General features: G+C 61.0%; 10 protein-coding genes. 5 read left to right on the top strand and 5 right to left on the bottom strand.

Going from position 1 to position 13,257, the window contains the following annotated elements:
• Positions 1 to 3 precede the first annotated feature (3 nt).
• Positions 4 to 1,305, bottom strand: coding sequence for an O-acetylhomoserine aminocarboxypropyltransferase (locus DNK49_RS18825; RefSeq protein WP_110528248.1), 1,302 nt, complete (start codon positions 1,303 to 1,305; stop codon positions 4 to 6).
• A gap of 44 nt (positions 1,306 to 1,349) precedes the next feature.
• Entirely contained in the window at positions 1,350 to 1,565 is a 216-nt protein-coding gene (locus DNK49_RS18820) for a YdcH family protein (RefSeq protein WP_110528245.1), read from the bottom strand.
• A 221-nt stretch (positions 1,566 to 1,786) separates the two neighbouring features.
• Here DNK49_RS18820 and greB point away from each other — a divergent pair, with 221 nt between their 5' ends.
• Positions 1,787 to 2,347 (top strand): transcription elongation factor GreB, encoded by a 561-nt coding sequence (greB, locus tag DNK49_RS18815; RefSeq protein ID WP_110528242.1) that lies wholly within the window; start codon positions 1,787 to 1,789, stop codon positions 2,345 to 2,347.
• A gap of 47 nt (positions 2,348 to 2,394) precedes the next feature.
• On the opposite strand, the gene DNK49_RS18810 is transcribed toward greB, so the two are convergent.
• Together DNK49_RS18810 and DNK49_RS18805 are read right to left on the bottom strand one after the other, a co-directional pair.
• Positions 2,395 to 4,794: a serine protease gene (locus DNK49_RS18810; protein WP_110528239.1), complete on the bottom strand. Its 2,400-nt coding sequence runs from the start codon at positions 4,792 to 4,794 to the stop codon at positions 2,395 to 2,397.
• Positions 4,791 to 6,605, bottom strand: coding sequence for a tetratricopeptide repeat protein (locus tag DNK49_RS18805; protein ID WP_165843376.1), 1,815 nt, complete (start codon positions 6,603 to 6,605; stop codon positions 4,791 to 4,793). The genes DNK49_RS18810 and DNK49_RS18805 overlap by 4 nt, the downstream gene beginning before the upstream one ends.
• Positions 6,606 to 7,162: 557 nt before the next feature.
• Here DNK49_RS18805 and htpG point away from each other — a divergent pair.
• Together htpG and DNK49_RS18795 are read left to right on the top strand one after the other, a co-directional pair.
• Positions 7,163 to 9,094, top strand: a complete 1,932-nt coding sequence (gene htpG / locus DNK49_RS18800; protein WP_110528233.1) for a molecular chaperone HtpG — start codon at positions 7,163 to 7,165, stop codon at positions 9,092 to 9,094.
• 98 nt (positions 9,095 to 9,192) lie between these two features.
• A complete protein-coding gene (locus DNK49_RS18795; protein WP_110528231.1) occupies positions 9,193 to 10,086 on the top strand; it encodes a spermine/spermidine synthase domain-containing protein in 894 nt (297 codons plus the stop codon).
• A gap of 10 nt (positions 10,087 to 10,096) precedes the next feature.
• Here the strand turns inward: DNK49_RS18795 and DNK49_RS18790 are convergent, their stop codons facing one another.
• Positions 10,097 to 11,512, bottom strand: coding sequence for a chloride channel protein (locus DNK49_RS18790; RefSeq protein ID WP_110528228.1), 1,416 nt, complete (start codon positions 11,510 to 11,512; stop codon positions 10,097 to 10,099).
• Between the two features lie 249 nt (positions 11,513 to 11,761).
• On the opposite strand from DNK49_RS18790, the gene DNK49_RS18785 reads away from it, so the two are divergent.
• Both DNK49_RS18785 and DNK49_RS18780 read left to right on the top strand, forming a co-directional pair.
• Positions 11,762 to 12,223, top strand: coding sequence for a MarR family winged helix-turn-helix transcriptional regulator (locus tag DNK49_RS18785; protein ID WP_243632445.1), 462 nt, complete (start codon positions 11,762 to 11,764; stop codon positions 12,221 to 12,223).
• Positions 12,224 to 12,451: 228 nt separating this feature from the next.
• Positions 12,452 to 13,222, top strand: a complete 771-nt coding sequence (locus tag DNK49_RS18780; protein ID WP_110528224.1) for an oxygen-binding di-iron domain-containing protein — start codon at positions 12,452 to 12,454, stop codon at positions 13,220 to 13,222.
• Positions 13,223 to 13,257: the final 35 nt, after the last annotated feature.

Genomic DNA, 13,257 nt, shown 5'->3' with positions numbered 1-13,257 from the left:
GGTTCAGCTCTTCAACAGCTTGGCCACCGCGGCAAGGCCGCGATCGAGATCGGCGATCTGGTCGGTGATGCTTTCCAGCCCCACCGACAGGCGAACAGTGCCCTCGCCGATGCCGGCAGCTGCCAGATCGGCTGCGGTCATGCGGAAGTGGGTGGTGCTTGCGGGGTGGATGACCAGCGACTTGGCATCCCCTACATTGGCCAGATGCGAGAACAGCCGCAAGGCATCAATGAAACGCTTGCCAGCCTCGCGTCCTCCCTGAAGCTCGAACGACAGCACCGCGCCACACCCGTCGGGCAGCAAACGTTGGGCCAAGGCATGATCGGGATGATTCGGCAGTCCGGGATAGGCAACCGTCGTCACCAGGGGGTGTGCTGCCAGATGTTCGGCAACACGACGGGCATTGTCGACATGAGCGCGCATGCGAAGCGGCAGGGTTTCCAGCCCCTGCAGGATCTGGAAGGCGTTCATGGGTGACAGGCAGGCACCAAAGTCGCGCAGGCCCTCGCGCCGGGCACGCAACAGGAAGGCGGCAACCGGCGACTCCTCGGCAAAGTCCATGCCATGAAAGCCCTCATAGGGTTCGGTCAGGGTCGGAAACAGGCCTGAAGCCTCCCAGTCGAAGCGGCCACCGTCCACCAGCACACCGCCGACGGCAACGCCATGTCCGCCGATGAACTTGGTTGCGGAATGCATCACCAGATCGGCGCCGAGTTCGAGCGGCCGTTGCAGCGCGGGGCTGACCAGGGTGGCATCGATCATCAGCGGCAGGCGCGCCGCGTGGGCAATTGAGGCGACTGCGGGGATGTCGAGCACATCCAGCCCCGGATTGCCGAGAGACTCACCGAACAGCAAGCGGGTTTCAGGGCGGATGGCTGCCTGCCATGCGGCCGGGTCGCGCGGGTCGACAAAGGTGGTGTGAATGCCGAAGCGGGGCAGGGTGTAGCCCAGCAGGTTATGCGAGCCGCCATACAGGGAACGCGAGGCGACGACATGTCCGCCGCAGCCCATCAGTGTGGTGATGGCCAGATGCAGCGCAGCCTGGCCACTGGCTAGCGCAATCGCGCCGACGCCCCCTTCCAGCGCGGCGATGCGCTCCTCCAGCACCGCATTGGTGGGGTTGGAAATGCGCGTGTAGACATGTCCCGGGCGTTCGAGGTTGAACAGCGCGGCAGCCTGATCGGCATCCGGAAACACATAGCTGGTGGTGAAATGGATCGGCGTGGCGCGCGAGCCGTGTGTGGCGTCGGGCGATTGCCCAGCGTGCAGGGCGAGCGTTTCCCTGCCGAAAGTGGCGTTCGTCATCGGGTGTTCCGTGAAATTGGCAGCTGCGGGGGCAAGCGAAGCGGTCAGGCGAGTTCGTCGGGTTCGATCAGGCGCTCGATGACGGCGATACGGTCCTTGAGGGCAAGCTTGCGCTTCTTCAGTCGCCGGATCAGCAACTGGTCTTCGGTTGGGGTGTCGATCAGGCGGGCAATGGCGTCATCAAGATCACGATGTTCGTCGCGCAGTTCGGCAAGGCGCAACTGCAGACTGGTTACATCGTCGAAAGCGTCATCGTTCATGTCGGCCTGCCCGGGTGGTGGCGTCGATACGCCAGGGTATGGGATATGTTGGTGGCAATGGTAGGCGCAGGTCAGTGTTCTGACAATGGCTACGAGCTTGCAATAGTCTTCCAGGAGCGTCTTCCAGGGGCTGCCCTGGCGGTACCATCGCCAGAAACGGCGTGCGCGATACACGTCACTATCCAGTAATATTGAGCGTTTTCTCGCACGCGGAAGCATCCATGAACAAGGCATTCGTCAAGGAACCCGAGGGCGACGAGGACGAGGACGCGCTGTCGCCCTCGCTACGACTGCCGCCCGGCAGCAAGAACTACATGACCCGTCGCGGCTATCTGGCGCTGCGCGAAGAACTTGACCACCTGCTGAAGGTCGAGCGCCCCAAGATGGTCGAGACCGTGGCCTGGGCAGCAGGAAACGGCGATCGTTCCGAGAATGGCGACTACATCTACGGCAAGAAGCGCCTGCGCGAGATCGATCGCCGCATCCGTTTCCTGATCAAGCGTATCGAGAACGCCGAAGTGGTGACGCCGGAAGCGCAGGAGAATGTCGATCAGGTCTTTTTCGGAGCCACCGTGACGATCTGTGATGTCGACGATCCCGCCGCGCAGGAGCAGACCTGGCAGATCGTGGGTGTGGACGAGGCTAACGCCTCGGCCGGCAAGATCAGCTGGATCTCACCGCTGGCCCGGGCCTTGATCAAGGCGCGTGAGGGCGATGTGGTGCGCTTCATGAGCCCGGCCGGGGTGCGTGAGATCGAAATCGTCGAGGTGCGGTATATCTGATTATGGGAGACTGCGCATGCAAGGTCTTTCCTTTAAATGCGGAGCATCTAGGGGCTTGGTAGAGCGGCGGCCCCAGGCAAGTTTGCAGCCAAAGCTTGTGCCCGGATGTTTTCAGCAACTCTCGAGTCGTGTTTACGCAACAGTACAAACGCTGATGCGGCACGCTGTGAATCACCCGCCATGAGGTTTGCCAAGGTTGCGATACCGAGGGCTGCGGGCAATTCAGGATGCTGGGTGAGGATGGTTTCGGCGTAGGCACGCGCCTTCGCCGCATCGCGGATGGAGAGGTAGGCCTGGGCGAGGTAGAGCTGGGCATCCAGTGCCTTTGGTGCAAGTGTGAGTGACTTCTCCAGCGCCGGAATGGCACGACCAACATCGCGGTTGCGTAGGTGGGCGTGGCCCAGGTTGATCCAGGCATTGGCGAGCTTCGGGTCGTACAGCACGGCCTGCTCTAGGATGCTTACAGCGGCTGAGGGTTGGCCACGCAACAAAAGGATGTACGCCTTGCTGCTGAGTGCGTTGGCGTTGCGCGGATCACTTGCAAGGGCGCGATCAAGATATACTTGAGCCTTCTCGATGTCGCCATTGCGTCCATGGAAGCTGGCTAGATTTCCTAGCATGCGCGAGTGCCGAGGGTCGATACGCTCAGCGCGCGCAAAAGCCTCCAGGGCTGCGCCGCGGTTGCCAATCTTGCCGAGGAGATCGCCGAGATCAACCAGATCGTCCACTCCGGCTTTACCTAGCGTATCGACGTGCCGATAGGCCTCCACTGCGGTGTGCAGGTCTTGCGCCGCGATGCTATGGATCGCCAGCGTGCGCCAGGCGCGTGGCTCATCAGGTGCAATTTCCGTCAGGTGACGCGCGTCGCTCGCCGCGCCGGCTACGTCTCCACGCCGGGCGCGTAGTGCAGCGCGCTCCAGGCGCGCTTCGAACAATGTCGGATCGAGCCGGAGGACATGCTCAAGCACCGTTGTAAGTTCGTCATCACGCAGGGTCCGCGCCAGAGTCATCCCGAGTTTTTCCCAGCCTTCTGCGAATTCGGGATCTGCCTTGACCGCTTTGCGGAATGCGTCCTCAGCAGTGACGTATCTCTGACGGTTGTAGTCTGTTATACCAAGCGCAAGCCAAGTGGATGCATCCGTACGTTCGTCACCGCGTCCGGCGGTGAGGGCACGATGGGCTTCGTCGGCCCGTCCAGCCTCGGCCAGAAGGCGGGCCAACGCATTGCGCGCCTCAGCGTTGTTCCCGTTAAGGTCAAGTGCCGTCTGGAAAGCACGCTGCGCGGCATCAGGCTCGCCAAGCGCGCGACGGATGCTGCCGAGCAGGTTCCAGTTGCCGTATGAGAAGGGGTCCAAGACAATCGCACGTTCAATGCTGGTTTTCGCTGACTGAGCATCACCGGCCGCGAGCAGCCAGTGGGCACGCAATGCAGCCACACCCGCATCGCCAGGCAGAAGGGTTTCCGCGCGCGCCAACGCCCACTCAGCCTCCGAATGACGTCCGGCGTCATGAAGTGTGATTGCTAGGACTCGCCAGCTTTCCGCGGAGTGATCGTCCAGGCGAAGAGCCTCCCGCAACGACGTCTCCGCCTCCTGAGTCCGTCCGAGGCGACTGACCGCTCGCGCAAACTCGAGGTGTGCACGAGCAGACGTCGGCTGAGCGATGATCCAGCGGCGCGCGAAGTGTTCGAGCTCTGTCCATCGCGCTGTGCCACGTAGTACGTTAGCATCCGCGACCCATCTCGGTTCTGCCGAGGGTACCTCGGGCGACAGCGGTGCCTGTACGCCACGATCGGCAAGTTCGTTGATCCAATCTGCCGGCAGCGCCAGATTGAGGTTCTGACCAGCACTGAACACACTGGTGGTCAGCCCTATCAGTCTGCCCTCGCTGTCGAACAATCCCCCGCCGCTGGAACCTGGAGACTGTGGGGCACTGCTCAGGATCAACTGCTCACCGTCCACAATTGGGAAGTGCGAGACAAGACCGCTGGTAACAGACAGGCCGAAGCCTAGTGGATTGCCGACCGCGAACACACGTTCACCCGACAGAAGGCTTGCTGATGCTCGGACGCTCACCGGTCGCGCCTGCAAACCGTCGACCGCGAGCAAGCATAGGTCACGGCTACGATCGGCGCCGATCCACCGTGCGGAAAGTTCAGCAGCACCGTGGCGCACACTCAGCTGATCGGCGTCGCTGACGACATGGCAGTTGGTCGCCACCTGCTCATGACCGACAACCACACCGCTCCCCTGACCGACGCTGGCCCCGCCATTGATTGTTGCGATGATCGTCACCACCGACGGCGAGACTTGCGCGAACACGTGCTGGGCCTCGTCGGAAGCGCTTGCTGAGGCGGGGCCGCAGATTGCAAGTACGACCAGCAGCATTGAGGCAGGAATGCGCTGCGGCAAGAAGTTAGGGCGAACAGAAGCAAGGTGGGGCTTCATTCTTGACGGATCTCATATGGACGGATGGTGGCGAGATAGGCGCTCTCGGCCATCGCGGCGTCGAGACTGCGCAAATTGGCATGCGCGCGAATGAGGTCGGCGTGACGACCCGCAGCGCGGTACAGAATCATCAAGGCATTCCAAACCCGGGGCTGTCCGGGATCAAGAACAAGCGAGCGCTCAAGCGCCTCGATTCCCTCTGGCACTCTGGCTGCAAGCACCTGTGCATATCCGAGTTGGCGCCAGATCCTGGGTTCCTTTGAATGGGCGACGGAAAGGTCGCGGTTTATCCGGATCGCCTCGTCGTGATGGCCGCCGTCCTTTAGTGCAACCGCAAGCCAGTATCGATGGTCCGGGTCGACCGGTGCGATCTTGACCGCTTCGCGCAGTGCTGCAATGGCCTCGGGGAAGCGCTCCAGAACGAAGTAAGCTTTTCCGAGCTGGGCCCACACACGTGCCCGCTCTGACGGCTCCTTTGCCAAGCTGGCACGAAACAGCTCGATCGCTTCCTGCGGCCGGCCCAGTAATGCAGAGGTTGCACCGCGCCAGAACAAACCGTCGGCGCTGTCGGCGAATTCCGGTGGTAGCCGAGCGAGCAAGCGATAGGCGCCCGCACCATCCTGCGAGAACAGTAGCGCCTCGACCAGACGCCAGCGCAAATCGATCTGTGAAGGGTAAAGGCGCACCAGCCTGGTCCATCCTTCTACGGCAGCTTGATGATCTCCGCGCTGGCCAGCAAGGGAAACCATGCCCAAATGTGCGGGCATTTGCCACGGATCAAGTGCAAGAGCCCTGCGATAAGCTGCTTCGGCCTCATCGACTCCACCGTTGCCATGATGCGCCTGGCCAAGCAGTGACCATGCTCGTGAGCTGTCCGGATTGGATCTGATGATCGATATTGCTGCGTCTCTTGCTTCCGAGAAGCGTTGCTGACGCAGCAGGGCGCCGGCGACGCCGAGCCCGGCTTCCATCATGCCTGGTGATTGACGGCCGGCCTGACGCCAAGCTTTCTCCTCGGCGACGAAATCGCCCTGCATCCCGGCCGCGAGCGCTCGCCAGACCCAGCCGTCTGCATCCTCCGGGTACTGCCGGATCCATTCTTCAGTCAGACTGCCGAGTGCGGCTCCGTCCCCCACACGTGCCAGCCTAGGCGCACGGTCTCGCATGGACTGGAGCGCTGTATCCGCATCATCGCGTGCCTGAATCATGTCTACCCACGATGCCGGCATGGCGAAGTTCACGTTCTGGCCATCCCGATGACGATAGTCGATGACGCCGAGCAGTCGGCCATGCTCGTCGAGCAGCGCCCCTCCTCCCGATCCAGATGACACCGGTGCCGAGAACTGCAAAAGCTCGCCGCGATCGCCACCACCGAGTCCGGAGATCACCCCTTCGGTCAATCCAACGCCGAAGCCGAGCGCGTCTGCAAGCGCGTATGTGCGTGCCCCAACGCGTGGTTGCACGTCTGCGGGCGTCTTGACCAAGATCCGAGCTGCCACAGATGCGCTCAGCAAGCAAAGGTTGCGCCCACTATCTCGCGCAATAACAAAGGCATCGACTGTCTGTCCGCCAGCATCGACGAGGCGAATCGCATCGCTGCCGTCGAGTACTCTGCATAGGGTGACGAAACGTTCCTTGGCTACTGCGATTGCGCTTGCATTCGCGAGGACTGCTCCATCACCGTCGAAGGTTCGTACCATCAATACGCCATCGCGAACTGCCGAATATAGCGTGCTGGGTATGGGAGGTTCCGCATGAGCAGAGACTGTGAACCCGAAGGTCAGCGCGGCTATCAGGATATGACGTGGCATGTAATAGCTCCAGGAAGTTCGTTCCGCGGCGTTGGCATGACGAAACCAGCCGGCTGAGCGACGCTCCAGAACAGTGGCGGATGTGGATGATAAAACGCTATTGAAATGAAGATTACATGAATTGGAATGCTGTCTGCTGAAGACTCGTTCGTCATTCTCATGCAGGAATGTGACTGGTCGTGCTCTCATGCCGGCTTTAGTGGGGAAGGCTCCAGTCAAGTTTTTGTGACCGGTGGGCAGACCTGGCTCGATTCGACTCCGCGGGCCAGGAATAAGGGCAAAGTCTGGGTGGGGTAGAAAACAGACGATCCTGTTGTGCCCCTTCGTTCGCCAATCACGAGTGAGTCAGCATGGGGTAAAGAGAGGTCGTTCCACGGTCAGATGTTGTGCCGGCGGGTCCCACGGTCCGTGGAAACATGATCAAGCCAAAATACCCGCGACAACGCCGCCCCACGTTCGCTGCGGGATGAAATGCATCTTTTGCCCCAGGGGCTTGAAATCGGCACAGCCGGCCCCAATCTGCGGATCACGACTTTTTTCATCGGAGACGCATCGAGATGTCCAGCGCCCAGACCGCCGCCGAAACCCTCAATTTTCAGGCCGAGGTGAAGCAGCTGCTTCACCTGATGATTCACTCGCTGTACTCCAACCGCGAGATATTCCTGCGCGAACTGATCTCCAACGCGTCGGACGCCTGCGACAAGCTGCGTTTCGAGGCGATCGATCAGCCTGCGCTGTTCGAGGGTGACAGCGATCTCAAGATCCGCATTGCCTTCGACAAGGCAGCACGTACCCTGACCATTGCCGATAACGGCATCGGCATGAGCCGCAGCGAAGTGGTTGCCCATCTGGGGACCATCGCCAAGTCCGGTACCAAGGAATTTTTCGGCAAGCTGACCGGCGACCAGAAGAAGGACGCCAACCTGATCGGTCAGTTCGGGGTGGGCTTCTACTCCGCGTTCATCGTTGCCGACAAGGTTACCGTGGTTACCCGTCGCGCCGGCCTGCCAGTCAGCGAAGGGGTGAAGTGGGAATGTGCAATGACCGGTGATACCGCTGGCGAGTACACCGTCGAAGCGATTGAGAAGACCGGCCGCGGCACCGAGATCACCCTGCACCTGCGCGCCGACCAGGACGATCTGCTCTCCACCTGGAAGCTGCAGAGCCTGATCCGCAAGTACTCCGACCACATCGTCCAGCCCATCGTGATGAAGAAGGAGGAGTGGGACGAGGACAAGAAGGAACAGGTATTGACTGACGAGGATGAGACCGTCAATCAGGCCAACGCACTGTGGGCCCGTTCCAAGAACGACATCAGCGACGACGACTACAAGGCTTTCTACAAGCATGTCGGCCACGACTACGACGAACCGCTGGCATGGACCCACGCCCGCGTCGAAGGTCGTCAGGAATACACCCAGTTGCTGTATGTGCCCAAGCATGCCCCCTTCGATCTTTGGGACCGCAATGCGCGCCATGGGGTGAAGCTGTACGTGAAGCGTGTGTTCATCATGGATGACGCCGAGAAGCTGATGCCGACCTACTTGCGTTTCGTGCGTGGGGTGGTGGACTCGGCCGATCTGCCGCTGAACGTGTCGCGTGAAATCCTGCAGGAATCAAAGGACATCGACACCATCCGCCAGGGTTGCACGAAGAAGGTCCTGTCCCTGCTCGAGAGTCTGGCCACCAGCGACGAGGCCGGTGACGTCGAGAAGTACGCCACCTTCTGGAAGGAATTCGGCAAGGTGCTGAAGGAAGGCGTCGGCGAGGATTTTGCCAACAAGGACAAGATCGCCGGTCTGCTGCGCTTTGCCTCCACACATGCTGATACCCCGGATGAGGTGGTGTCGCTGAAGACCTATATCGAGCGCATGAAGGAAGGGCAAGACAAGATCTACTACGTCACTGCCGAGACCTTCAATGCGGCGAAGAATAGCCCGCATCTCGAGATCTTCCGCAAGAAGGGCATCGAGGTCCTGCTGCTGTCGGATCGAGTGGACGAATGGGTGATCGGCAACCTGACCGAATTCGATGGCAAGCCCCTGCAGTCGGTGGCCAAGGGTGGTCTGGACCTGGGCAAGCTCGAGGACGAAGCCGAGAAGAAAGAAGCCGAGAAGGCGGCTGACGACTTCAAGGAATTGCTCGACAAGATGAAGGCCAGCCTGGGCGAGCGCGTCAAGGACGTCAAGGTCACCTTGCGCCTGACAGATTCGCCGGCCTGCCTGGTTGCCGATGAACACGACCTGGGCATGAACCTGAGCCGCATCCTGAAGGCGGCAGGGCAGAGCGCGCCAATGTCGAAGCCTATTCTCGAGATCAATCCCAGCCATCCGGCAGTGCTGCGTTTGAAGTACGAAGAGAAGAACTTCGACGATTGGGCTGCGGTGCTGTTCGATCAGGCCTTGCTGGCTGAAGGCGGTACGCTCGACGACCCGGCAACCTTCGTCAAGCGCATCAACCAGTTGATGATGGCGATGAGCGGGAACTGAGCCTGACTGTCGCGCTGCCCGTGGGTGGCGCGATGACGAACGGGGCGGGCCGTTGCATGCGGTTCGCCCTGTTGTTTTTTGTGGTTTCCGGAGCACGAATGCGATCGAGCGTGGGAAAACGTGCCACTGGTACGTCAATCTACGAACTGCCCAGCCCATTTGCCGACGAGCCCGGCAAGGTGCTGTTGATCGAACCCGCCTGGCAGGACGCCGACGCGTTGGCTGAAAGCCTGCGTTGCGGCGACTACAGCAAGCCCTTCGTGCTGGAGCACGACGGGCTGCGTTCGCTCTATTTTGGCAGCCTGCGGTTTCAGCAGAGCGCCATGCGCGTCGACCGCCCATACGCGCTGGATGTCGCTTACACCCAGGGCATGATGGCCTTCATGCTGTTCAACCCCCGTCCTCGCAGCCTGTGCCTGTACGGTTTGGGTGGAGGCAGTCTGGCGAAGTTCTGTTACCGTCATCTGCCGGGCTGCGACATCACCGCGGTGGAGCTCGATGAGGACGTGGTTGCGTTTCGCGAACTGTTCGAGCTACCCGCGGATGACGCACGTTTTCGCATCGAGTGTTGCGATGCGATCGAACATGCTGCGGCGTGCACCTTGCGCCCCGATGTGGTGTTGGTGGATCTTTTTGACGCAAATGGGGTGGCCGGCGCATTGCTCGAGTCGGACTTCTATCGCGACCTGCATCGAGGTCTGTCCGGCAGCGGCATCATGGTCATGAACCTTGCAGGCGACAAAGCGGACTATGCCCGTCACGTCGCGCGCCTCGCCGAGGTGTTTGATGAGCACATGATCGCGATGTCAGTGCGCGAAGACGGCAACTATCTGCTGTTTGCCTTCCGCAACCCGGCCTTTGCGCCCCGCTGGAAGTGGATGAGTACCCAGGCCCGCGAGCTTGCAGACCGGATGGATCTGGATTTTCCGCAGTTTGCGCAACTGCTCGAGCGCGGGCAGACACTCCGACTGGCCCAGCGCATGCGCGCCTGAGCCAACACGTTCAGGTGGCAGGGCGGTCCACCGTGGCCGAGGGTGCATGCAGTTTCTGCTCAGCACGACGAAGCGCAGGGTGGGCTAGCGCGTGATAAAGCGGCAGTGGCGCAACGGATTTCGACACCCCGTGTGCGACCACGGCTGTTGCCATCAGCGGCAGCAGCATCTGGTGGTTGGCGGTCATCTCCATGACGATGACGAAAGAGGTAATTGGCGTCTGCGTCATTGCCGCAAGGAAGGCCACCATGCCCAGTACCAGGATCGCAGCGTCCTGCTCGCCGGGCAGGAAATAGGCGATATCTGCCCCCAGGCCGGCTCCCACCGCCAGTGCAGGTGCGAACACGCCACCCGGAATCCGCGATACGAAGGCCAGCCAGATGACAGCCATCTTTGCGACCATGAACAGGGCAGGCAAGGCTGCACTGCCTTCCAGCGCCGCCTTGGATTCGGCATAGCCCGTGCCATAGGTGGTGCCGCCACTGAGCAGGCCGATCAGACCGGTGGCCAGGCCGCAGGCTGCGGCAAAGGCAACCGGCTTCGCTTGCGCCAGCTCACCGACGCGTCCTGGCAGGCCACGCGAGGAGGCGATCAGCAGGCGCGAGAATCCGCCGCCCAGCAGGCCGCCAAGAACGCCGCACAGCAGTACCGGCCAGATCCCGTCCGGCCAACTGATTGCAGCGGGGGTGCGGCCGAAATAGGTGTAGTTGCCCAGCACGGCGAGTGACATCAGGCCTGCGAAGATGACCGCGGTCAAGGTCGTGCTGTTGGCGCGAAACGCACGGTAGCGGCACATCTCTTCGATGGCGAACATGATGCCGCCCAGCGGGGTATTGAATGCTGCAGCAATGCCGGCGCCACTGCCGGCGGTGATCAGGTCCCGGCTGGAGGCAATGCGGCCCCGGCGCCGTCCCGCCAGCATGTGCATGGCCGAGGCACCGATCTGCACGGAAGGCCCCTCGCGGCCGATCGAGGCGCCGGACAGCAAGCCACCCAGGGTTAGAAAGACCTTTGCGATCGCAATCCGGAACGACAGGAACTGGCGCCGCAGGCGTGCGTCATCGGTCAAGGATGCGGCGATGGCCTGCGGGATACCACTGCCTTCGGTGCCCGGAAAGAAACGACGAGACAGCCACGCCATGGCAGCAAACCCTGCTGGCGCGATGATCAGCGTGAGCCATGGGCTTTGCTGCATGAGGCCATGATGGAAGGCGATCGCCACTTCTGCGCCGATGGCAAAGGCGATTGCGATCGAACCCGCGAGCAAGGCTGCACCGACAAGCAGCAGGCGCTTGTGCCATCGCCCGAGCGATAGCCAGGGGAGTGCGTATCGGCGTCCTCCACGAGAGAAATGCCGGATTGCCCGGTGGTGAAAGTGCTTGGGTTTGTCCGGCGCTGTGTCCGGTGTGGGGTCGGGCTGCGACATGACAGGGGGCGGGGAGCTGCTGGAGCGAAAAGTCGGTTCAGGTTGGGTGAGTCAGCCCAAAAACGCCTGAATACGGGATATCAAGCGGTTTTTTCAGGTTTTGGTTACGATACGCGAATCGCGATTTGTTCGCGAATTTTTTGACAATGATTGTTTGAGAAAATATAGTCGGAGCCCATGCAGATGCCCGCGTCGCAAAGCAGTTCAAAGAAATCCACCGAGGGTCCGGTCGAGAAGCCGGCCAAAGGCATTACGCCGCTGTCGGCCTTGCAGCGTTTTCGGGTGTTGATCCGCACCGCACAACGCCATTCGCAGTGGATCGAGCGTCAGAGTGGTGTGACGGGTGCGCAACTGTGGGCGCTGCAGGAGTTGAGTGAAGCGCCTGGCCTGCGTGTCGGCGAGCTGGCCAATCGCATGGCGCTGCACCAGTCCACGGCGAGCAACATGATCGACCGTCTGGAAACCGGCAAGCTGATCCGCAAGGAACGCACTAGCGCAGATCAGCGCGTTGTCCGGCTTTACCTGACGGATGACGGTATTGCGCTGCTGGAGCGGGCGCCATCACCGGCGCGTGGGGTGCTGCCAGAGGCGCTGCGCCTGATGCAGCAGGACGAACTGGTGCAGCTGCAGGCCAGCCTGGATGGCCTGCTCAAACAGATCAAGCATCTCGATGAAGGTTTTGGCATGCAGCCCTTGCCGTTCACCGAGTGAACCGACTCCCGGGCCGGCGGGCAACCCGGTCAACCGTTTCGCACTTGTGCGGACAGCAGCTTGAGGGCGGCCCCAGGGCCGCCCTTTTTTTCCGATCGGCATAGGCGCAATCCCTTTTGATCCAGGTCAATGATTGCGCGCATAATCCGGAGCAGACGCGAGCAGTGCGGTAGAGTCTTACGCTTTGTTCCCGCTGTGGCGGGTCAACCATTCCGGGGCATCCGAAACATGGCAGTTGAGCTCTATAACGACGGCAAGCATGTGTGCCTGGCATTTTATGATCTGGTCGACGAAGAGGCTGATCATGCTGTGCAGTGCAACCAGTTCCTGATCGTGGATGGCGATCACGGCGCACTGGTGGATCCGGGTGGCAACATGACTTATAACGGCCTGCTGATGGGTATGCAGCGTTATTTTCCGTCGCGCAATCTCGACTACATCCTGGCGTCGCATGCCGACCCCGATATCATCGCATCGCTCAACAAGTGGATGGTCACCACCAACTGCCGGGTACTGATCTCCAAGCTGTGGGCCCGATTCCTGCCGCATTTCACCACGGGTCGGGATTATTCCGATCGTATCATCGGCATTCCGGACGAAGGCATGATCGTGCCGTTGGGGGCGAGCCGCTTGAAGGCTATTCCCGCTCATTTCATGCACTCGGAAGGCAACTTCCAGTTTTACGATCCGGTCTCCAAAATCCTGTTCACCGGCGATATGGGGGCCTCACTGATCGATCATGACGAAGCGCTGAAGCCGGTCGCCAACTTCGATGAGCACATTCCGTTCATGATTGGCTTTCACCGCCGCTACATGATCTCCAACAAGATCTGCCGCTTCTGGGTGAACATGGTGCGCAAGCTGGATGTCGAGATGATCGTCCCCCAGCATGGTGCCCGCTTCGAAGGCAAGGAAATGGTCAATCGTTTCCTGGACTGGATTGAGAATCTGCAGTGCGGGGTCGACATCATGACCCAGGACAACTATCGCGCACCCTGAAGTCATTGATCATGGCCGGGCAGGCGCAAGTCAGG

This window comes from Parazoarcus communis SWub3 = DSM 12120, assembly GCF_003226565.1.
GTDB classification, from domain to species: Bacteria; Pseudomonadota; Gammaproteobacteria; order Burkholderiales; family Rhodocyclaceae; genus Parazoarcus; species Parazoarcus communis.
Note: the sequence above shows the minus strand (reverse complement) of the source record. Positions and strands in the feature narration are given on the sequence as shown.